The sequence below is a fragment of the Pigmentiphaga sp. genome, assembly GCF_033795525.1.
Taxonomy (GTDB): domain Bacteria; phylum Pseudomonadota; class Gammaproteobacteria; order Burkholderiales; family Burkholderiaceae_B; genus Pigmentiphaga.
Genome location: NZ_JARYGM010000003.1, coordinates 42467 through 63533 on the forward strand (window position 1 = coordinate 42467; position 21067 = coordinate 63533).

Annotated in this window: 21 protein-coding genes; 8 read left to right on the forward strand and 13 right to left on the reverse strand. The window is 65.5% G+C overall.

The annotated features are described in order from the left end of the window. Positions 1–159 precede the first annotated feature (159 nt). Both QHC78_RS08805 and acnB read right to left on the reverse strand, forming a co-directional pair. A complete protein-coding gene (locus QHC78_RS08805) occupies positions 160–603 on the reverse strand; it encodes a MarR family winged helix-turn-helix transcriptional regulator (protein ID WP_319743552.1) in 444 nt (147 codons plus the stop codon). A 218-nt stretch (positions 604–821) separates the two neighbouring features. Next, positions 822–3407 carry a bifunctional aconitate hydratase 2/2-methylisocitrate dehydratase gene (gene acnB, locus QHC78_RS08810; RefSeq protein WP_319743553.1) on the reverse strand — a complete coding sequence of 862 codons (2586 nt, stop codon included), beginning with the start codon at positions 3405–3407 and terminating at the stop codon, positions 822–824. A gap of 138 nt (positions 3408–3545) precedes the next feature. Here acnB and QHC78_RS08815 point away from each other — a divergent pair, with 138 nt between their 5' ends. From QHC78_RS08815 to tcuB, 3 genes are all read left to right on the forward strand, one after another. Next, entirely contained in the window at positions 3546–4472 is a 927-nt protein-coding gene (locus tag QHC78_RS08815; RefSeq protein ID WP_319743555.1) for a LysR family transcriptional regulator, read from the forward strand. 78 nt (positions 4473–4550) lie between these two features. Beyond that, positions 4551–5966, forward strand: coding sequence for an FAD-dependent tricarballylate dehydrogenase TcuA (tcuA, locus tag QHC78_RS08820; RefSeq protein WP_319743557.1), 1416 nt, complete (start codon positions 4551–4553; stop codon positions 5964–5966). A gap of 61 nt (positions 5967–6027) precedes the next feature. Next, complete coding sequence (tcuB, locus tag QHC78_RS08825) at positions 6028–7188, forward strand: tricarballylate utilization 4Fe-4S protein TcuB (RefSeq protein ID WP_413816451.1); 1161 nt, start codon at positions 6028–6030, stop codon at positions 7186–7188. 18 nt (positions 7189–7206) lie between these two features. Here the strand turns inward: tcuB and QHC78_RS08830 are convergent, their stop codons facing one another. The 3 genes from QHC78_RS08830 to QHC78_RS08840 are packed head-to-tail and all read right to left on the reverse strand — an operon-like array spanning position 7207 to position 10094. Beyond that, entirely contained in the window at positions 7207–7995 is a 789-nt protein-coding gene (locus QHC78_RS08830; protein WP_319743561.1) for an IclR family transcriptional regulator, read from the reverse strand. A gap of 7 nt (positions 7996–8002) precedes the next feature. Further along, the gene (mhpA, locus tag QHC78_RS08835; RefSeq protein ID WP_319743563.1) at positions 8003–9517 is read right to left on the reverse strand and encodes a bifunctional 3-(3-hydroxy-phenyl)propionate/3-hydroxycinnamic acid hydroxylase MhpA; all 1515 of its coding nucleotides are present in this window, start codon (positions 9515–9517) and stop codon (positions 8003–8005) included. After that, positions 9510–10094, reverse strand: coding sequence for a VOC family protein (locus QHC78_RS08840; RefSeq protein ID WP_319743564.1), 585 nt, complete (start codon positions 10092–10094; stop codon positions 9510–9512). Before QHC78_RS08840 ends, mhpA begins: the two co-directional genes overlap by 8 nt. A gap of 136 nt (positions 10095–10230) precedes the next feature. Here QHC78_RS08840 and QHC78_RS08845 point away from each other — a divergent pair, with 136 nt between their 5' ends. Continuing rightward, entirely contained in the window at positions 10231–11205 is a 975-nt protein-coding gene (locus QHC78_RS08845; protein ID WP_319743566.1) for a Bug family tripartite tricarboxylate transporter substrate binding protein, read from the forward strand. Positions 11206–11244: 39 nt separating this feature from the next. On the opposite strand, the gene QHC78_RS08850 is transcribed toward QHC78_RS08845, so the two are convergent. From QHC78_RS08850 to QHC78_RS08875, 6 genes are read right to left on the reverse strand one after another with little or no spacing between them, the layout of a single operon-like run. After that, on the reverse strand, positions 11245–12198 hold the full coding sequence (locus QHC78_RS08850; RefSeq protein WP_319744865.1) for a Bug family tripartite tricarboxylate transporter substrate binding protein: 954 nt from the start codon (positions 12196–12198) through the stop codon (positions 11245–11247). Between the two features lie 31 nt (positions 12199–12229). Then, positions 12230–12607 (reverse strand): chorismate mutase, encoded by a 378-nt coding sequence (locus QHC78_RS08855; protein WP_319743577.1) that lies wholly within the window; start codon positions 12605–12607, stop codon positions 12230–12232. A gap of 50 nt (positions 12608–12657) precedes the next feature. Beyond that, positions 12658–12969: a non-heme iron oxygenase ferredoxin subunit gene (locus QHC78_RS08860; RefSeq protein WP_319743579.1), complete on the reverse strand. Its 312-nt coding sequence runs from the start codon at positions 12967–12969 to the stop codon at positions 12658–12660. Positions 12970–12976: 7 nt separating this feature from the next. Next, positions 12977–13450 carry an aromatic-ring-hydroxylating dioxygenase subunit beta gene (locus QHC78_RS08865; protein WP_319743581.1) on the reverse strand — a complete coding sequence of 158 codons (474 nt, stop codon included), beginning with the start codon at positions 13448–13450 and terminating at the stop codon, positions 12977–12979. 29 nt (positions 13451–13479) lie between these two features. Next, positions 13480–14739 (reverse strand): aromatic ring-hydroxylating dioxygenase subunit alpha, encoded by a 1260-nt coding sequence (locus QHC78_RS08870; protein WP_319743583.1) that lies wholly within the window; start codon positions 14737–14739, stop codon positions 13480–13482. Between the two features lie 46 nt (positions 14740–14785). After that, positions 14786–15769, reverse strand: a complete 984-nt coding sequence (locus QHC78_RS08875) for a 2Fe-2S iron-sulfur cluster-binding protein (RefSeq protein WP_319743585.1) — start codon at positions 15767–15769, stop codon at positions 14786–14788. 112 nt (positions 15770–15881) lie between these two features. Between QHC78_RS08875 and QHC78_RS08880 the strand changes: the two genes are divergently transcribed. After that, on the forward strand, positions 15882–16787 hold the full coding sequence (locus tag QHC78_RS08880; RefSeq protein ID WP_319743587.1) for a LysR family transcriptional regulator: 906 nt from the start codon (positions 15882–15884) through the stop codon (positions 16785–16787). A 10-nt stretch (positions 16788–16797) separates the two neighbouring features. Here the strand turns inward: QHC78_RS08880 and QHC78_RS08885 are convergent, their stop codons facing one another. Next, a complete protein-coding gene (locus QHC78_RS08885) occupies positions 16798–16950 on the reverse strand; it encodes a hypothetical protein (protein WP_319743589.1) in 153 nt (50 codons plus the stop codon). Between the two features lie 304 nt (positions 16951–17254). Here QHC78_RS08885 and QHC78_RS08890 point away from each other — a divergent pair, with 304 nt between their 5' ends. From QHC78_RS08890 to QHC78_RS08900, 3 genes are read left to right on the forward strand one after another with little or no spacing between them, the layout of a single operon-like run. Then, positions 17255–18652, forward strand: a complete 1398-nt coding sequence (locus tag QHC78_RS08890) for a DUF2868 domain-containing protein (RefSeq protein ID WP_319743591.1) — start codon at positions 17255–17257, stop codon at positions 18650–18652. Continuing rightward, entirely contained in the window at positions 18642–20111 is a 1470-nt protein-coding gene (locus QHC78_RS08895) for a GTPase domain-containing protein (RefSeq protein ID WP_319743592.1), read from the forward strand. The genes QHC78_RS08890 and QHC78_RS08895 overlap by 11 nt, the downstream gene beginning before the upstream one ends. Positions 20112–20127: 16 nt before the next feature. Then, complete coding sequence (locus QHC78_RS08900) at positions 20128–20724, forward strand: alpha-ketoglutarate-dependent dioxygenase AlkB (protein WP_319743594.1); 597 nt, start codon at positions 20128–20130, stop codon at positions 20722–20724. A gap of 17 nt (positions 20725–20741) precedes the next feature. Here the strand turns inward: QHC78_RS08900 and QHC78_RS08905 are convergent, their stop codons facing one another. Further along, positions 20742–21017: a DUF1330 domain-containing protein gene (locus tag QHC78_RS08905; RefSeq protein WP_319743596.1), complete on the reverse strand. Its 276-nt coding sequence runs from the start codon at positions 21015–21017 to the stop codon at positions 20742–20744. Positions 21018–21067 lie beyond the last annotated feature (50 nt).

Below are 21067 nucleotides of genomic sequence, written 5' to 3' on the forward strand. Positions count from 1 at the left end.
TAATGCGCCATTCCCGGGCTTACGCCCGTGGCGGACTCTCCCCCGGCCCCACCGAGGTCAACCGGCATGAATACTATACGCCGATTATATTAGATCGCAATCTAATTAAATGCCAGTAAGCGACGGATTTTTTTTAGTCCATCCCGGATCCCTGCGCGCTCAGTCGGCTGGCGAGATGTTGGCCTCGATCTTCCGCAGCACACGCTGGAAGGTCGCCAGCTCGGCATTGCTGATACCTTGCAGCGCGACTTCGTTGATGTGCTCGACCCGCGGCAGGAGTACCTCCTCCAGGCCCTTGCCTCGTTCGGTCAGGAAGACCAGTACGCGGCGCTTGTCCTCTTCGTCCGGCCGCAAGGTCACCATCTTCTGGGCTTCGAGCTTGCGCAGGGCCGCCCACGCGGTCGGCTGGGTCAGCCCGACCATTTCGGCGATTTCGCGCTGGCTCACGCCGTCCCGCTCCCACAGCGCGCGCAGGAAGAACCACATGCCATAGGAGATTCCGGCGCTGTTGATCTGCTGTTCCATGATCGGTCGCAGCCGGCGGAATGTCCTGCCTAATTGGAAGCCGATGCTGCGGTCGATCGGATAGTCTTGTGCACGCATAATCGTGGATCGTCGTTATGGCCGGGCAATGATAGCGTACGACAGATTCCCGGACGCCCGGGCGCGGTGCAGCCGGCCAGCGCAGTACCGGCCGCGACAGCCCCAAAAAAAGCTCTGCGGACACACCGCGGATCCGGCTCGAGGCCGGTTCCGCAGGTGCCCGCAGAGCAGCGCGTATTGAAATGCCAGGGCGCCGTGGTCTGCGGCGCCCTCTCGGTTTAGACGCCTACCGAATCGGCCACATCCTTGAAGTCGGGAATCTGGTCGAAATTCATGTAGCGGTAGATGGTCTTCTCGTGCTGGGACAGGATGCCGGCCTCGGCCAAGTACTCTTCCTTGGTGGGAATGCGTCCCAGGCGCGAGCAGATCGCGGCCAGTTCGGCGGACCCCAGGTATACGTTGGAGTTCTTGCCCAGGCGGTTCGGGAAGTTGCGGGTGCTGGTGGACATGACCGTGGCACCCTCGCGCACTTGCGCCTGGTTGCCCATGCACAGCGAGCAGCCCGGCATTTCCATGCGGGCGCCGGCCGAACCCAGCACACCGTAGTGGCCTTCCTCGGTCAGCTGCTTCTGATCCATCTTGGTGGGCGGAGCCACCCACAGCTTGACCGGAATGTCACGCTTGCCTTCCAGCAGCTTGGACGCCGCGCGGAAGTGCCCGATATTGGTCATGCAGCTGCCGATGAACACTTCGTCGATCTTGGCGCCGGCAACGTCGGACAGCGTCTTGACGTCATCCGGGTCGTTCGGGCAAGCCACCAGCGGCTCGTGGACGTCGGCCAGGTCGATCTCGATGACGGCGGCATACTCGGCGTCGGCATCGGGTTCCAGCAGCTGCGGGTCGGCCAGCCAGGCTTCCATGGCCTTGATGCGGCGGGCGATCGAGCGCTCGTCTTCGTAGCCGTTGGCGATCATCCACTTCAGCAACGTGATGTTGCTATTGATGTATTCGATGATCGGTTCCTTGTTCAGGCGCACCGTGCAGCCGGCGGCCGAACGCTCGGCCGACGCGTCGGACAGCTCGAAAGCCTGTTCGACCTTGAGGTCGGGCAGCCCTTCGATTTCCAGGATGCGGCCCGAGAAGATGTTCTTCTTGCCCTTCTTTTCGACCGTCAGCAGGCCCTGCTTGATGGCGTAGTACGGAATGGCGTTGACCAGGTCCCGCAGCGTGACGCCGGGCTGCAGCTTGCCCTTGAAGCGGACCAGCACCGATTCCGGCATGTCCAGCGGCATCACGCCGGTGGCGGCGGCAAAGGCCACCAGGCCCGAGCCGGCCGGGAAGCTGATGCCGATGGGGAAGCGGGTGTGCGAGTCGCCGCCGGTGCCGACCGTGTCGGGCAGCAGCATGCGGTTGAGCCACGAGTGGATGACGCCATCGCCCGGACGCAGCGAAATGCCGCCGCGGGTGCTGATGAAGGCGGGCAGCGTGTGGTGCGTTTTCACGTCCACGGGCTTGGGATAAGCGGCGGTGTGGCAGAACGACTGCATCACCAGGTCGGCCGAGAAGCCCAGGCAAGCCAGGTCCTTCAGTTCGTCGCGGGTCATGGGGCCGGTGGTGTCCTGGCTGCCGACCGAAGTCATGCGCGGTTCGCAGTAGGTGCCCGGGCGGATGCCCTTGCCTTCCGGCAGGCCGCAGGCGCGGCCGACCATCTTCTGGGCCAGCGTGTAGCCCTTGCCGGTGTCGGCCGGGTTCTTGGGCAGGCGGAACAGGGTCGAGGGTGGCAGGCCCAGCGCTTCGCGCGCCTTGGCCGTCAGGCCGCGGCCGATGATCAGCGGAATGCGGCCGCCGGCGCGCACTTCGTCGAACAGCACTTCGGACTTGAGCTCGAATTCGGCGATGACTTCGCCGTTCTTCAGCGCCTTGCCTTCGTAGGGGCGCAGCTCGATGACGTCGCCCATTTCCATCTTGGAGACATCCAGCTCGATCGGCAGCGCGCCCGCGTCTTCCATGGTGTTGTAGAAGATGGGAGCGATCTTGCCGCCCAGACAGACGCCGCCAAAGCGCTTATTGGGAACGAAGGGGATGTCTTCACCGGTCCACCACAGCACGGAGTTGGTGGCCGACTTGCGGGAAGAACCGGTACCGACCACGTCGCCCACGTAGGCGACCAGATGGCCTTTTTCCTTGAGCTCGTTGATCTGCTTGAGCGGGCCGACCTTGCCCGGTTCCTGCGGCTCGATGCCGGGACGGGGGTTCTTGAGCATGGCCAGGGCATGCAGCGGGATGTCGGGCCGGCTCCAGGCGTCCGGGGCGGGCGACAGGTCGTCGGTGTTGGTTTCGCCGGTGACCTTGAACACGGTGACCGTCAGGCTCTCGGGCACTTCCGGACGGCTGGTGAACCATTCGCCCTCGGCCCAGCTTTGCATCACGGCCTTGGCGTTGGCATTGCCCTTGTCCGCCTTTTCCTTCACGTCGTGGAAGGCGTCGAACATGAGCAGGGTCTTCTTCAGGCCGTCGGCCGCGATGGTGCCGACTTGCGCATCGTCCAGCAGCTCGACCAGGGCGCTGATGTTATAGCCGCCGAGCATGGTGCCCAGCAGCTCGGTTGCCTTGGCGCGGTCGATCAGCGGGCAGGTTTCCTTGCCCAGCGCGACGGCGGCCAGGTACGAGGCCTTCACCTTGGCGGCGTCGTCCACACCCGCGGGCACGCGATGGGTCAGCAGATTCAGCAGTTCCTGCTCTTCCCCGGCGGGGGGATTCTTGAGCAGCTCGATCAGGTCGGCGGTCTGCTGCGCCGACAGCGGCAGCGGCGGGATGCCGAGCGCGGCACGCTCGGCGACGTGTTGACGGTACGATTGGAGCATTGACGGTGTCCCGATATGGTTGGGATGAGGGCGATAAGCGGGGGATTGTAGGACTAGCCGCCGCCGCCCGCAACTGTCTTATATCTTATATAAGACATGCATCGCTGCACAGCGCCGCCGTCTCCCAACAGGAACTCCATGGAACTTCGCCAACTCCGCTATTTCGTTCGTGTCGTCGAGCTGGGCAGCATGGGCCGCGCCGCGCGCGAACTGGATCTCGTCCCCTCCGCCCTCAGCCAGCAGATCAGCCGTTTGGAAAGCGAGCTGGCGACGCGCCTGTTGCAGCGCACCGCTACCGGCGTCATTCCGACCGACGCGGGGCTGGCATTCTGGCGGCAGGCGCAGATGGCGCTGCGGCATGCCGACAACGCGATCGTGGCCGCGCGCGAAGCACGCCTGTCCGGCGCGGTCAGCCTGGGCTTTGCCCCGTCCACGGCTTCCTTGCTGGCCCGGCCCTTTATCGCCGCCATGAACGAGCGCTATCCGGACGTGCGGCTGCATCTGGTCGAAAGCCTGTCCGGCCACTTGGCCAGCATGCTGAATGCCCGCCTGCTGGACCTGGCCGTGCTGTTCCAGACGGAAAGCGGACGGCACTGGAGCGTGATGCCGCTGCTGGACGAAAAACTGTTCGTGCTGGCCCGGCCCGGCATGCTGGACGTGGCCGATGGCCAGACGCTGGAACTGCGCCAGACGGCCCGCTTGCCGCTGGCCATGCCGAGCAAGACCCATGGGTTGCGCATCCTGGTGGACGCGGCCTTCGACCGGGCGGGGATCGAACCCAACGTCGTGCTGGAAGTGGACGGTCTGGCAACGCTGCTGGACGTGGTCCTGGACAATCCCATCGCCACTATCCAGCCCGGGGTGGCGGCCGGCCGCCTGCAAGCCCACGATCTGCGCATGTACCCGCTTTCCGAGCCCGGCCTTTATCGCCGCAACGTGGTCACGAGCGTCTCGGACGACGAACTCTCGCCCCCCGCGCTGGCGGCCCGGGTGGTCCTGGTGGATGTCATGCGGGCCCTGGTGCGGGAAGGACGCTGGCCGGGCGCAACCATTCACGAATCGTGAACACCCCTTGCCGGCGCGGCCTCTAGGCGCGCCGGGCGCGCGGCTCTACAGTGCCGGCACACTGACCAAAGGAACCGCATGGTAGACGTACTCGTGATCGGCGGCGGCAACGCTGCCTTGTGCGCCGCCCTGATGGCCCGCGAAGCGGGCGCCTCCGTACTGCTGCTCGAAGCGGCACCGCGCGAATGGCGAGGCGGCAACTCGCAACACACCCGCAACCTGCGCTGCATGCACGACGAGCCGCAGGACGTCCTGGTCGGGGCCTATCCGGAGGAAGAGTTCTGGCAGGACCTGCTCAAGGTCACCGGAGGGGCCACCGACGAAAAACTGGCGCGGCTGGTGATCCGTGCCTCGTCCAGCTGCCGAGACTGGATGCGCAAGCACGGCGTCAATTTCCAGCCGGCCTTGTCGGGCACGCTGCACGTCGCCCGCACCAACGCCTTCTTCATGGGCGGCGGCAAGGCGCTGGTCAATGCCTATTACCGGAGCGCCGAAGCGCTGGGCGTGCAGATCCGCTACGAAACGCCGGTGCAATCGCTGGAGCTGGACAACGGCCGCTTCGTGGCCGCGCATACGGGAACGGAACGGATCGAAGCCAAGACCTGTGTCCTGGCGGCCGGCGGCTTCGAGTCCAATATCGCCTGGCAGCGCGAGGCGTGGGGACAGAACGAACGCGGCGAATGGCCGGCCGACAACTTCCTGATCCGCGGTACACGCTATAACCAGGGCGCGCTGCTGAAGTTTCTGATAGAAGCCGGCGCCGACATGATCGGCGATCCCACCCAGGCACACTGCGTCGCCATCGACGCCCGCGCGCCCCTGTACGACGGCGGCATCTGCACCCGGATCGACTGCGTGTCGCTGGGCATCGTCGTCAACCGCGACGCCCAGCGCTTCTACGATGAAGGCGAGGACTTCTGGCCCAAGCGCTATGCCATCTGGGGACGCCTGGTAGCGTTCCAGCCCGGGCAGATCGCCTATTCCATCATCGACTCGAAGGCGGTGGGACGCTTCATGCCGCCTGTGTTCCCGGGCGCCCAGGCCAACAGCCTGGCCGAGCTGGCGCGCCAGATCGGACTGGACGAAACCCGGCTGGCAGAGACGGTGGCGCAGTACAACGCTGCCTGCCGCGGACAGAACTTCGACCACACCATCATGGACGACTGCCATACCGAGGGTATCGAACCGGCCAAGACGCACTGGGCGCGGCCGATCGACACGCCGCCATTTTTCGCCTACCCGCTGCGCCCGGGCATTACCTTCACTTACCTGGGTCCCAAGGTGAACGAAAACGCCGCCGTGCACTTTGGCGGGGAACCGAGCCCGAACCTGTTCGCCGCCGGTGAAATCATGGCGGGCAATGTGCTCGGCAAGGGCTATACCGCGGGCGTAGGAATGTCCATCGGCACCGCGTTTGGCCGCATCGCCGGCACCCAGGCCGCGCAGGCCGCACTCGGCCAACAAGAAGGAGCGCAGAATCGTGAAGCAGCTTGAAGCAACCCAGTCGGCGCAGCGCGCGCGTCCCGTGACTGCCGCGTCTACCTCGGCCGCCGCCATCGAGCCCGTTCCCGTGCAATGGGTGGACCGCGCCGCTCGCGACAAGGCCACGGCCGCACTGACGCCCAACGAAGCCGAAGTGGGCCGCGTGCTGCAAATCTGCAATGCCTGCCGCTATTGCGAAGGGTTCTGTGCCACCTTCCCGGCCATGATGCGCCGGCTGGAGTTCGGCAAGGCCGATGTGCACTATCTGGCCAACCTGTGCCACAACTGCGGCGCCTGCCTGCATGCGTGCCAATATGCGCCGCCGCACGAATTCGCGGTCAACGTGCCGCAGGCCATGGCCAAGGTCCGCATGCAGACCTATACCGACTATGCCTGGCCGCCGGCGCTGGGACGCCTGTACGCGCGCAATGGCGTCACGGTAGCCATGGCGACCGCAATCGGCCTGGCGCTGTTCCTGATCCTGGCCATCGCCATGAACGGCTCGCTGCTCCATGCCCCGCTGGCCGGCAATTTCTATGCGATCTTCCCGCATAACCTGCTGGTGGCGATGTTCGGCACCGTGTTCGTGCTGGCCTTGGTGGCGCTGGCCGTAGGGGTGGCCCGCTTCTGGCGCGACGTCTCGCCGGGAAACCCGTCCGTGGCGGCTGCCGCCGAAACCGCCGGCGACGCATTGCGCCTGAAGTACCTGGACGGCGGCCACGGCAAAGGCTGCAACGAGGCCGACGACGCCTTCACGCTGGCCCGCCGGCGCTTCCACCACTTCACCTTCTATGGCTTTATGCTGTGCTTCGCCGCAACGTGCGTCGCTACGCTCTATCACTATGTGTTGGGTCTGCCGGCGCCTTACGCCTGGTCCAGCCTCCCGGTGCTGCTGGGGACCGCGGGCGGCATAGGCCTGCTGATCGGGCCGGCCGGACTGCTGTGGCTGAACATGCGCCGCCACCCCCAGCACGGCGACGCCGCGCAACGGCCGATGGATCGCGGCTTCATCTGTCTGCTGTTCTTCACCAGCCTGACCGGCCTCGCGCTGCTGGCCGGCCGGGACACCTCCGCGATGGGGCTGCTGCTGGCCGTGCACCTGGGCTTTGTCATGGCACTGTTCCTGACCCTGCCCTACGGCAAATTCGCGCATGGCATCTACCGTAGCGCGGCCCTCCTGAAGTGGAACCTGGAACGGCGCCGGCCCAATGACCTGGGGTTGAGCTCCGATTGAAACCGGCCTGCCCGGCCTTCACGCGGCATCGGCGGCAGCCGCTGCCGCAAGGGGCCGGGCCAGCTCATCGGCGATGCGCGCAGCCGTCCGCCGCACCAGTTGTACCACCTTCGGCATGTCGACCACTTCCACCCTCGGCATATCGATCACCAGCGACAGCGCGCCCCACACGCCCCCCTCGGCCTTGGGGATCGGCGCCGCAATGGCGGCCAGCTGAGCTTCCAGCTCGCCCATGGAAACGTAGTAGCCGGCCTTGCGTATGGCGGCGTAGTACTTCCTGAACGCCGGCCAGTCGGTCGGCAGGCCCGCCCGGGCGATCTCGTCCGGGTGCGCATCGAACAGGCGCCGCAACTGCGCCGGCGGAAACGAGGCCAGGATGACCTTGGGCGCCCCGCCGCTGAACAACGGCCGGGGGCGGCCGCGGCCGTAGGCCAACGCGGCGGGGACCTTGCCCATCTCGCGATGCGTGTCCAGGATCTGCGATCCGAACCAGGCCGAAGTGACGCAATCGAAACTGGTCTTCTCGACCAGTTCGGCCATGTGGGGAATCGCCACGCGCAACAGCGGATCGGCGCGGCGGATGTAATAGTCCAAGACCACGATGCGCGGGCCCAGGGCGTAGCGCGAATCGCCGGCACGCTGCAGCAATCCCGCATCCCCCAGGGTTTTGACGTAGCGATAGCCGGTAGGCAGCGACACATCCAGCAGCGTGGCGATTTCCTCGGCCGTGCGGGTCAGGTGTTCGTCATCGAACAGGTCCAGCACCCTCAACAGGCGTTCCAGGCTGGTCGCAGATTTTTCTTCCATGCAGTCGTCAGCATAAGGCGGCCGCGGCCGTCGGCAAACGGGCCGTGATCCGCTCGAGTTCGTCCGGTGTGCGCGCCATGCCCATCAGATAGCGGTCCGGGCGCAGCACGACGGCTCCCACGCCATGGGCATCGAGCCAGTCGGCTAGTGTACGGTCGGGACGATCGAGCACCACTGCACCCAGCCTCTCCCATCGCTCGCGCGTCCATTCGCCGACGTCGCGAATCACCCCCGCATGTCCGATCACGGCCATGCGATAGCCCAGTACGTCGTCCATCAGCCTTCCATCGTCCATGCGCGGCTGCGGAAACGGTTGCCCTACCGGCGGCCGGTCGCTGTACTGCAGGCCGGCTCCCAGCGCGGGCGACGGGAATTCAAAGATTTCCGGCCCGCCCGCCTCGAAGCGCCGGTCGCGCTCGCGCGCCCGTTCGGGATCGGTGGTCTGGATGATATCGCCCAGGCGCACCGCCAATTCGACGAAGGCGCGCACGTGCGGAGCCCGTTCCGCCTCGTAGCTGTCGAGCAGCTCGGCCGCGGCCCGGCCACGCAGGACGGCTTCCAGTTTCCACGCCAGGTTGGCGGCATCCCGCATGCCGGCGCACATCCCTTGCCCCAGGAAGGGCGGCGTCTGGTGCGCGGAATCACCGGCGAGCAGCATGCGGCCCTTGCGCCAGCCGTGGGCCAGCACGGAATGGAAGGTGTAGACCACCGCCCGTTCGAGCGCCGCCTGTTCCGGCCGGATCCAGCGTCCGACCAGTTTCCACAAGGTATCCGGTTGGACGATCGCCGCGACGTCGTCATCCGGCATGATCATGATTTCCCAGCGGCGGCGGCGTCCGACGACGTTGCAATACGTCATGGGACGGGCTGGGTCGCAGTACTGGATGGTGTGGCCGGGCAGAGCGGGACTTGCATCGTCGAGGATCACGTCGAAGACCAGCCAGGGCTGATGCAGGCCGAGGTCTTCCATCCGGCTTCCCATGGTCTTGCGCACCAGGGAGCGCGCGCCGTCGCATCCCACGACGTAGCGGGCGCGGGCCACGCGCCGGTCCGCGCGCACACTGTCGGTCAATTCCAGTTCCACCCATTCCGGCTCTTCCCGCAGGGCGGTTACTTCGCAGCCCAGGCGTATTTCGACATGGGGAAAGCGGCCCGCCCCCTGGCGCAAGACCTGTTCGAGTTCCGGTTGGTGAAAATAATAGTTATTGGCGCAACCATGCGGCCCGAGCTCGGCGGTACCGCCACGGATAAGCAAGGTCCGCCCTTCGGCATTGACGAAGTGCATGCCCTGGGTGCCGGGGCGCACGACCTCCAGAACCGCTTGGCGCAAGCCCGCGCTTTGGAAGACGCGCATTACTTCGCCATCGAAATGGATGGCGCGCGGGAGCGGATAGATGCCCGGCTCCTTGTCCAGCACCAGCACCGACAATCCCAGCTGCCCCAATAGATTTGCCAGCAGCGCCCCTACGGGACCGTAGCCGACGATGGCTACGTCGACCGTCGCCGTTGACGTCTCAGCCATGCTGATCGGCTTCCATACGTTGCGCGATCATGGCCTGCCATTCGGCCCGCGGCTGGAAGCGCGGATACTTGCGCGCGATGGCCTCGGCCTTGCGCAGGATTTCCTCGTCGCTGTCGCCAAAGTCGACCGGCTCGCGCAATGGCTGCTCGCAATACCAGTCCGTATCCATGAACAACTCCAGCCGGTTGCCCTCGGGATCGCGGCAATAGATCGACACCGCGTTGCCATGCGTAACGGGCTGTACGTCGTCCACGCGCGCCGCCACCAGCAACTCGTGGAATCGCCGCAGCGTCGGCAGGTCGGGCACACGGAACGAAATCTGGTTCACCACACTGAAGCGCAGTTCCTCAGGGCGGCCCGTGACCAGCACGATCTGATGGTGCTCGGCCGGGTCCCGGCTCAAGAAGATCAGCCGCGTCGTCCCCAGGTTGCCCCGGTCGGTCTCGGTAAACCCGAGTACCGTCTCGTAGAACGCCGCCATGGCGTCCAGGTCGCGAACGAACAGCCCAAGGTGGCTGAATGCGAGCCGCAGACCGCGCGGCCGGACCGAAGGTTCGGCAATCTGACCTGCACCCATTTTTTTCCTCCTCGTTCTCTTTATAAGAGAACTCTATTGATTTTTATCTTAGTTCCTGGTTTTAATATACACAAATTCTTGTATTTTGATAATAGAAAACAAATCACGCGAACGTGATGACTTCCGGAGACGACAAATGAACGCTTTCTTCCGCTGCGTCGGGCTTTCCGCCATAGTCCTCGGCGCCTGGGCGTCGGCCGGCGCACAAGCCGAGGACTACCCGGCCCGGGCCATACGCATCATCGCTCCCTTTGCCGCCGGCACGGGGCCCGACGCCAATGCCAGGGAGATCGCGGCCGAGCTCAACAAAGTCCTGGGCCAAACCGTCATCGTGGACAATCGCCCGGGCGCCTCGGGCATCATAGGCACAGAAGCCGCCGCGCGCGCCGCGCCGGACGGCTATACGCTATACATCGGCACGACCAGCACGCTGTCCGTGGTGCCGCACCTCTACACCAAACTACCGTTCGACGCGGCCAAGGACTTCGCCCCGGTCAGTCTGCTGGGCATTCTGAATACCGGCCTCATCGCCACGCCCAAGCTGCCGGCCAACGATGTCGCCGGCCTGCTCGCACTGATGAAAGCCAAGCCGGACGCGGTCAACGTGGCCACCCAGGGGCCCGGCAGCTACTCCCACCTGTCGGGCGAATGGTTCGGGTTCAGCGCGCGCACCAAGCTCACCTTCGTCCCGTACAACAGCAACAGCCCGTACGCCGACCTGCTTGCCGGACAAGTGCAACTGATGTTCGATGGCCTGCCGGCGGCCGCCGGCAACATCCGGGCCGGGAAGCTCAAGTTGCTGGCCATCACCGGCAAGCAGCGGCATCCCACTTTCCCGGACGTGCCCACGTTTTCGGAAGCCGGCATCGCGGACTTCGAGCCGATTGCCTGGCAAGGGCTGCTGGCTCCCGCGGGCACGCCCAGGGCCATCGTCGACAAGCTCAGCGAAGCGATGCGCAAGGCCGCCCAATCGCCGGAGCTGGCGCAGAAGTGGCGCTCCTACGGCGGCGAGCTGAAGGGAAATACGCCGGCAGAATTCGCGGCGTTCATAGCGGCCGATCGCGCCAAGTGGGGCGAAGTCGTGCGCAAGGCCAACGTCCGGCTGGACTGAGACAGGCGGCCGGCCCGGGCACCGGCCGCCTGTCTCGCGCTACTGGCCCTTCAAGCCGAGCTTCTTGATCAGCGGCGCCCACCGCTTGAGCTCGTCGTCCATATACCGCTGGAACTCCTGGGGCGTGGTGGCCGCCGGCTCCATGTACTGGGCTTCGAGCCTTTTCACTACCTCGGGATCCTTGAGGACGGCGATGAGTGCATCCGATAGTTTCTTCTGGATGTCGGCCGGCGCCTTCGAGGAGATGACAAAGCCTATCCAGGCGGAGCCTTCGATACCCGCTACACCGGCTTCGCCCAGGGTCGGAATGTCGGGCAGCAGGCTGGAACGCTTGGACGAAGTCACGGCCAGCGCCTTCAATCTGCCGTCCTTGACCATGGGCATGACGGCGATCGGCGGCAAGGCAGCGAACTGCGTATCCCCCGAAAGCAGCGATGTCAGCGCGGCGGGCGAAGACGGATAAGGCGCATGCACGGCCTTGGCGCCGATCTGCTGCAGCATCAGTTCGACCGACAGATGAGACACCGTGCCGGCGCCGGTCGACGGAAAGTTGAACTTGTCGGGCTGCTTCTTGAGGGCGTCGAGCAGTTGTGCAACGCTACCGATCCCCGACGCGGCAGGTACCACCAGCACATTGGGTTGATGCACCGCCAGAGTGAGCGGCGCCAGGTCCTTGGCCGGCTCGTAAGGCAACGAATCGAACAGGACCGTGTTGTTGACCAGCGGGCCGGTGATCGACACGCCGAACGTGTAGCCGTCCGGGGTCGCCTTGGCAATGGCATTGGTGCCGATGTTGCCGCTGGCGCCGGGGCGATTCTCGACCACCACGGTCTGGCCCAGCAAGCCGCCCAGCCGGTCGCCCACCACCCGCGCCACCTGGTCGGGACTGGAACCGGGGCCGAACGGCACGATCAACTTGAGCGGATGCGTGGGCCATGCCTGCCCCTGCGCCGCGCCCACCGGCACGGCGCACGTCACGATCGCCGCCGCCATCGCGTGCGCCATGGCGCTTTTCCATCGATGGCTAAACATCTCCGTCCTCCAGGCTGGTCATCTTGTCGTGATAAGTTTGTTCGGCCGCTATGAATGCGGCCACCAATGCGCGGTAACCGGCCTCGACCACGTCTTCCAAGCCCTCGAAGCCCTGGTTATGGCGCGTGGCCAGTGCCCGCACCTTAGCGAACACCTCGGCCTGGCGCGCCGGCGCGCTTACCTGATAGGCGTCCTTCTTGAAACGCGCGGCATCCTTGACGTACATGGCGCGCTGCGCAAGCAGCGCCACGATCTCGTCGTCAAGCCGGTCGATGTTGGCGCGCACCTCGGCCAGCGTGGCGCACAGCGGCCGATAGGCCGGATCGGCATAGGCGCGCAACGGGCGGCCGTCCTGCTCGGGTTCTTGCATGCTTATCTCCTTGTATCAATGACAGGCGGCCGGGCATCCGCGGCCGCCTGTCAACCCAGCTGCAGCCAGATACGGCCGTCTTCGACCTTCACCGGATAGGTCTTGATGTCTTCGGTCAGCGGGGCGCACAGGGCCTTGCCGCTGCGCACGTCGAATTTCCCCTGGTGCAGCGGACACTCGATCTCGTGGCCCTCCAGAAAGCCGTCGCACAACCGGGCATGACCGTGCGTACAGATGTTGTCGGTCGCGTAGAAATCGCCCTCGACGCTATAGAGCGCGACGTCCTTGCCCGCCGCCTGCACGCCGATCACGTCGTCTTCGGGCACCTCGTCGGCTGCCGCCACGTCTATCCATTCAGCCATAGCCACCTCAAATGGGATAAATCAGGGAATTGGGAATCATCTCGGTGTCGAACACGCACAGCCGAGATTCGAACTTCAGGCCATCAGGCGTGCGGCGTATCCGGTCGATGTAGCGGCCGACGTTGAATACGGTCGACTCGCCCGTGAGCTTCGTGCGGAACACGGCGTAATGGGCCTCGACGTGCAGCACGCCGGCCTCTTCCTTCAGGATGCGCGGCATGCCGCACACGTGGCGCTGGTAGTAGGGGTCATGGAACAGTGTCTCGGTAATGCCGTATACCCGGTCCTTGAGCATGTTCTTGCTAATCAGGTAGAGCGTGGCAAGCGGATAGCCGTGCTCGAAGTTCTCGCGCGGCTGTATCTTGTATTCGCACTCGTCGAGAAAGAACTCGGGCCACTCCTCCCACCGTCCGCCATCCACTACCGCGGCATAGTCGGCATGCATGCGGGCCACGTCCAGGTACGTCTGCAAATCTTCCATCTCACATTCCTCCACTGCGCCGGCGCGCCTCAGACATCCATCGCCTTGCGCCAATAGGCGTACATGCCCCGGATGAGGGTCTCGGTCACCATATGGTCGGTATTCTCGACGCCGGTGCCGCCGAGCTCGGCAAGCGCGCGGTGAAAGGGCTTCTGCTCGAATCCGCTTTGCGAAAACTCGATCACCTCGCCGTCGTCGGCCGAAACGAAGCCGGCCGGGCCGAACAGGTTGGCCTGGATGAGCCGGCGCTGGACCATTTCGGGCGTGTCGTCCTCGAACGCGAAATGGGTCCAGACGAAATCGAACGAGCCCGTGCCGTTGGGCTGGATATGGCGGGTGGAGACGCTATTGACCTGTTGCTGGAAGATCACGCTGGGGAAGATGGTCATCATGACCGCGGTTGGCTCGCCCCACCACGGTTCGTGCACGATGTCGAGCAGCCGCTTGTCCTTGATCTCCATCGTTTCCTTGAAGCTGGTCACGCCGGCTGTGACCTCCGACTTCACGCCGGCGGAACCACGCGTGGAAATCATGGCCGCATGGCGAAACTGCTCGTCCATCTTCAATTCGGACTTATTGTCTGCCCGCCACAGGCCGTAGGTGATGAACCAGGTATGCAGCAGCCCGGGATGATACGGATCCTTGATGTTCTCCTGCATCAGTTTCCAGTTGCCCGGGATGCGCTGGCGGTTGTAGCCCAGGATCTTCAGCTTGCGCCCGTTGAACAGGCGGTCGTAGTAGCCCAGTATGACCGGCCCCAGGAATTCCTCGAGCGAAGGCACATCGTGATCGAACGAAGCGAAGACCACGCCGCCGCGCGTCGCTACCCTGAGCTTGTTCAGGCTGTGGTCGGCCGTCTTGAAGTCCGCCGGCATGCCGCCGTTCACCTTGCCGTCCTGCTTGACGCCGCGCCGGAACGGCACGCCTTGCAGATCGCCCTTCAGCGAGTAGTTCCATTGGTGGTAGGGACAGACCAGTTCCTTGCGGTTGCCACTGCGTTCACGGCAGAACTGCATGCCGCGGTGCGCGCACACGTTCTCGATGACGTGGATGGTTTCGTCCTCGGCGCGGGTCATGATGACTGATCGTTCGCCGATGACGGTGCGCTTGAAATCGCCCGGGTTGGGAACCTCGGCTTCCAGGCCCACGTAGTTCCAATGGCCCGAGTAGAAGAAACGCTCCAGCTCTTTCTTGTATAGCGACTCGTCGGTATAGGCCCAGAACGGGATGCGGCTGGAGCCGCTGCCCTGCCATTCGAGTTCGCGTGGGAAGACGGTGGTATCGCCCATGCTTGCCTCCTTATGGTGATGCGCGATGACGCGCGGACCGCGCGCGTCAATCGCTGCTCGGATAGAACGCGTCGGCGTAGATGTGTTCGGCAGATAGCCCCTTGCGCGCCAGCAGCAGCGTGGCCGCATCAACCATGGGCGGCGATCCGCACAGATACGCGCGCCAGCCGGACAGGCGGCTCCAGTCGGCATCGACCGCGTCGGTCACCAGGCCGCTGCGATGGCCCAGCCGCTCGGCACCGGCCGCCACGACAACGTGCACGTTCAGATTGCTGTGCTGCGCCGACAACTCGTCGAGCCAGCGCTTGCCATAGACGTCCTGCTCCGACCGCACGCCGAAATAAACATGGATGTCGTTGCCCATGCCGGATGCCAGCGCACCGCGCACGATGGACAGCACGGGAGCGAGCCCGGTGCCGCCGGCCACGCACAGCATGGGTCCAGCGTGCCTGCGGCGCAGGTAGGCCGTACCGAGCGGCCCGCTCACCCTGACCTGGTCGCCTGGCTTGAGCTGCGTGTCGATGTAGCCCGAGACCTTTCCTCCCGGCACCACCCGGACATGGAACTCCAGCTCGTCGCCGGGCAGCCCCGCCATGGAATAGGGGCGGATATGTTCAGGCGTGAATTGCAGTGTCGCGTACTGGCCCGGAGAGAACGACAGCGGCTTCGAGGCCCGCAGCACCAGCCGGCGGATATCGTGGGTCACCGGCTCGAGCTCGGTCACAGCGGTCTTGAGCACGCGCGCCGGATGCACCACCAGCTCGTCGATCTCCGGGATCTCGATGGTGCAGCTTTCCGTCAGGACGCTCATGCAAGCCAGCACGTAGCGCCCGTCGTGAGGATTGGTCAACTTGGCTTCATGGCCCGATTCCAGCACGCCGCCCTCGAGCACCTTGCAACGGCAGGTGCCGCAGCGGCCCGCCATGCAGCTGTAGGACACCGGCACCTCATTGCTGCGCAACGTCTGCAACAGATTGGCGCCCGGCTCTACCGCCAGGGACCGGCCCAAGGGCTGTACCAGCAGCTCCATCGATGTCTCGCGCCTGGAATAGTTATACGTCGAGGCAGTATAGGAAGGCGCGAAATATTTATATATAGAATATGGTGAATAGACTCAATCACCAGCGTGAATGGTGGCGGCCATGGAACTCAAAGACATCGACCTGAACCTGCTGGTCGTGTTCAACCAAATGTTGATGGAACGCAAAGTATCGGGCGCCGCCGAAAAACTCGGCCTGACCCAGCCTGCCGTCAGCAATGCCCTCAATCGCCTGCGCAAGCAGCTGGGAGACGAATTGTTCCTGCGCACCACGCGGGGCATGGAGCCCACGCCCTATGCGCGCCAGCTGGCCGAGCCCATTGCCTATGCGCTGAGCACCATCCAGGACACGCTCAACTTCCGCAGCACATTCGACCCGGCCAGCAGCACCCGTACCTTCACCATAGGCATGACCGACATCGGCGAAATTTATTTCCTGCCGAGGTTGATGGAGATCACCGCGCGCATTGCACCCGGCGTCTCGATCAATACCGTACGCAATACGGCCGTGAACCTGCGTGACGAGATGGAGGCCGGCCACGTGGACCTGGCCATAGGGCTGCTACCGCAGCTCAACGCCGGCTTTTTTCAGCGCCGGCTGTTCAGCCAGAAGTATGTGTGCATGTTCCGGCGGGGGCACGAGCTGGACGGCCGCAAAGTCACGCTCGATGCCTTCCGCAAGGCGGATCACGTGGTAGCCGTGTCGGCCGGCACCGGCCACGGCATGGTGGACGAATTCATGAAGAAAAAGGGCATACCGCGCAAGATACGCCTGACCGTGCCCCACTTCGTGGCCATCGGCCACATCCTGCAATCGACCAATATGATCGCCACGGTGCCGGAACGCTATGCCGACGAATGTCTCGAACCCTTCGCGCTGATGGCGGTCAACCATCCGGTGGCCCTGCCCAAGATCGGGATCAATCTCTTCTGGCACGCCAAGTTCCATCGCGAGCCCTCCAACCAATGGCTGCGCAACCTCATCTTCGAGACATTCTCGGATAAATGACGAGCGGCCCCTACTTGGGGGTATTGCCGACTTTGGGCGGCGCGTCCTGCTGGGGTGTTTCCTCCGCACCCCCACGGTTGAACAGCATTGAAACGCGGATCAGCAAGTACATGAAGCCAACGGTACAGGCGATGACGATAATGAAAAGTAGAACGGTCCCCATGGAGTCCTCCTCAAACGGTAATCCAGTCTAGTTCCGGCCGTATTGCCGCGACCGGGCTGCTGGTTACGATTCGGAAAGGGGGGATCGGGCGCTTGCCGCGCACTGCCTGCAACGTAGTCCAAAAACATCATTACCAAGCCGCAATATGTGCGCCGCGGGCCTGAAGAAGGTGGCGCGCCGGACCGGCGCGGGCTGGACTGCCGATGGCCGGGGGGGCGACCGTGCCCTGGGACGCCGATTCCTATATAGTCTGTGGGCTAAAGAACTATTCAGGACGCCGATGGACGAGCGAGCGGCCAGAGACGTGGTTCTGGCCCGTGCCATTGAAACCACAGACCAAGAGCATCAATTACTGCGCGCCGACGAAATCCGGCAGGCCGGCCTCAGTGCACGCAACATGGGCCATCTGCAGGGCGGCGGCGATGCCGCGGACGCCTTCCTGAGCAGGCGCGCCGCCTTGTTGCTCGATGCGCTGGAACGCAGGATGCCCGCGCTCGCCGCGGCCCGGCGGCCCTATCGCATCACGGTCCTGGCCAGCTGGGCACTGCCGCCCGCGGGCCTGGTGGCCGGGGCGCTGACCGAGCGTATCGCCAATCCCCATCGCATGGACCTGTTGTCCTTGCCCTTGCTGGGCGTACTGGCCTGGAACCTGCTCATGTACCTGGTCTTGCTGGCGTTCCAGGCCATACCGGCGCTGCGGCGACGCCGGACGATGCTGCTTGACCATGTATGGAAGCCGGCCGGCGGACCCAGGCGGCGCCGCGCACCCGCGGCCCTGGCCTCCGCCATCGCGCGTTTCAGCGGGGACTGGCACCGCCTGGCGGCGCCGCTCAACCTGGCGCGCGCCCGCCGCACCCTCCACCTGGCTGCCGCGCTGTTCGGCGCGGGCATCGCCGCCTCGCTCTACGTGCGAGGCCTGATCGTCGAATACCGGGTAGGCTGGGAAAGCACTTTTCTAGGCGCCGAGCACGTCCATGCCATCCTGCAGGTCTTGTTCGCTCCCGCGACCTGGCTGTTCCAGCTTCCCGGCTTTTCTCTGGCGGACGTCGCCGCGCTACGCTTCGATGCCAACGGGGGCCAGCCCGGGGGGGCCCGCTGGGTCCACTCCTATGCCGCACTGCTCGCAGTCGTGGTCATCATCCCACGGCTGCTGCTGGCCGGCGGAGCGGCCTGGACCGCGGCCCGCCTGCGGCGGGAATTTCCGCTCGACGTCGGCCAGCCCTACTATCGCAAGCTGCTGGGTGCGCTCAGCCCGGTGCCGCTGCGCCTGCGCATCATTCCCTACAGTTTTTCGGTGGACGAAGAACGCAACCAGGGACTCCAGGCGGTCGCCCGTGCCATGCTGGGGGACACGGCCCAAGCCACGGTCGGCGCCGGCTGGGGCTATGGCACCGATCCGGAAGAGCGCCCGCCGCAGGACCTTGCCGGCGAGCCCGCCACCGTCACGGCCGCACTGGTCAATCTGTCTGCCACGCCGGAGCGGGAGAACCACGGTGCGTTCCTGGACGCGTTGGCACGGGCGCTGCCGGGCAAGCTGGTACTGATGGTAGACCAGTCTTCCTATGCGTCCCGCCTGGCCGGCCAAGCGGACGCCACGCGCCGGCTGGAGGAACGCAAGCGCCTCTGGCAGGATTTCGGGCGCCTGCACCAGGTGCCTGTGACCGTCGTCGATCTGCTCGACCCACCCGCCGATGTCCGATAAACCCGTTCGCATCCAGCTTTGCCTGGTCTCGCATACCAATGCGGGCAAGACCACGCTCGCCCGCACCCTGCTCGGCGCCGACGTCGGCGAAGTACGGGACGCGGCGCACGTCACGCAGACCGCGGACGCTTTTCGCCTGCTGGCTACCGAAGACGGCGATGAACTGTACCTGTGGGATACCCCCGGTTTCGGCGACTCCGCCCGCCTGGCCAAGCGGCTCGCGCAGGCGGGCAACCCGCTCGGCTGGTTCCTGACCGAAGTGTGGGACCGGATGCGGGACCGGGCCTTCTGGCTCAGCCAGCGCGCGCTGCAGGCGGCCCGCGACAACGCAGACGTGGTGCTGTACCTGGCCAATGCGTCGGAGGACCCCCGGGACGCGGGCTACGTCGAACCCGAAATGCAGATCCTGCAATGGCTGGACAAGCCGGTGGTCATCCTGTTGAACCAGATGGGGCCGCCGCGTCCGGCGGCCCGCGAGCGTGAAGAAGTCGAGCGCTGGGCACGGCATGTCCAGCCCTACGGCATGGTGCGCGAGGTCGTGCCGCTGGATGCTTTTGCTCGCAGCTGGGTGCACGAACGCGTCCTGTTCGATGCCATACGCGATTGCCTGCCCGCACCCAGCCAGGCCGGCTATGCGCGGCTGGTCGGGGCATGGGAGAAACGCAACCTCGATCGCTTCCATCAGTCCATGGCGCTTATCGCGCAGCAGATCGTGGCCGCCGCGCGGGATACCGAACCGCTCGGAGAAAGCTCCCGGCTCAGGACCGCGCTGGGCACGCTGGGGCTGGGCCAGTCGGCGTCGGAGTCAGCCCGCGACGGCGCCATGGCATCCATCGTCTCGCGTCTCTCGAGCATGGGCAGCCAGACCACGGCGCGGCTGCTTGCGCTGCATGGCCTCCAAGGCAGCGCTGCGGCGCCGCTGAACCAGCGGCTGCGGGAGAACTTCGCGTTCACCGCTCCGGTGGACGTCACGCAAGCGGGCCTGCTGGGCGCCATTGCCTCCGGAGCGGCGACGGGCGCCTCGGCCGACCTGCTGGCGGGCGGCCTCACGCTGGGCGGCGGCATGCTGGTCGGCGCGGTCGTGGGCGCGGTCACCTTCGCCAGCGCCGCATGGGGCATCAACAAGGCCAAGGGCACCGAGCACGCGACCGTACGGCTGACGGACGACTTCCTGCGCGCACTGGTGGTGGCCGACCTGCTGCGCTATCTGGCCATCATCCATTTCGGCCGGGGGCGCGGCGACTATGTCGAAGGCGAGGCGCCGGCGTTCTGGCGCGACGAGGTCATGGAGGTCGTCCAGGCGCGCGACGCCTCGCTGCTGCGCATCTGGGCGCGCGCACGGGAGGACGACACGCCGCAGCCCGCGGTGGACGAGCTCGCCGGTGTCCTGGAAGACGCCTGCACGCAGATACTGCGCAAGCTGTATCCCGGCGTCGAACTGGCGATCGCCGCGCGTTGAACCCAGGGCGGGCGCCATGGAACAACCGCCGCTGTTCGACCTGCCCCCGCCCCCCGGACTCCTCGAAGGCTTGACCTACGAACCCGACTTCCTGAGCCTGGACGAGGCCGCCCGGCTGGAGGCGCTGATGGCGACACTGCCCTTTGCCGCGGCGCGGTACAAGAACTACACCGCTCGCCGGCGCGTGGTCAGCTATGGCGGCAGCTTCGACTACGACGTCAATCGCCTGCAGCCGGCCCAGCCGCTGATCCCGGAACTGCACGGGCTGCGCGACCGGGTCGCGCACTGGCTGGGCGTGCCGCCGCAAGCCCTGGTTCATGTGCTGGTGGCCGAGTACGCCCCCGGCGCGCCGCTGGGCTGGCATCGCGACGTCCCGGACTTCCAGGACGTGGTCGGCATCTCGTTGGGTAGCGACATCGTGATCCGGTTCCGGCCATATCCCCCTGTCAGCCCCAGGAAATCCGACATCGTGCGCATGACCCTGGCCCCGCGTTCGATCTACCTGATGCGCGGCCCCGTGCGCTGGGAATGGCAGCACAGCATCGCGCCGGCAAAGGCCCTACGCTGGTCGATCACGTTCCGGACTGCGTCGGCGCAATACCGCCCCGGCTGAGCGGGGAGCCGGCCTACTCAGATCACGATCAGCCGCAGGTTGCTTTTGCCCTCGCGCAGCTTCTTGGCGGCCTGGTACGCCGGCGAGGCATACCAGGCAAGCGCGGCATCCCGGTCCGGGAACTCGATCAGCAGCACGTTGTGGGCCGGCCCGCCTTCGAGCACGAACGGTTCTGCGCCGCGAGCCAGGTAGCGTCCCCCGTGCGCGACCACGGCATCGGCCACCATGCGGCCATACCCGCCCATCTCGCCGGGCTTCAGGATCTTTACCTCGCCGATGACGTAGGCCGGCATGTGCTGTTCCCCTTCTTTCGGTGATCGATCGCGTCGCTGGTCACGGACAC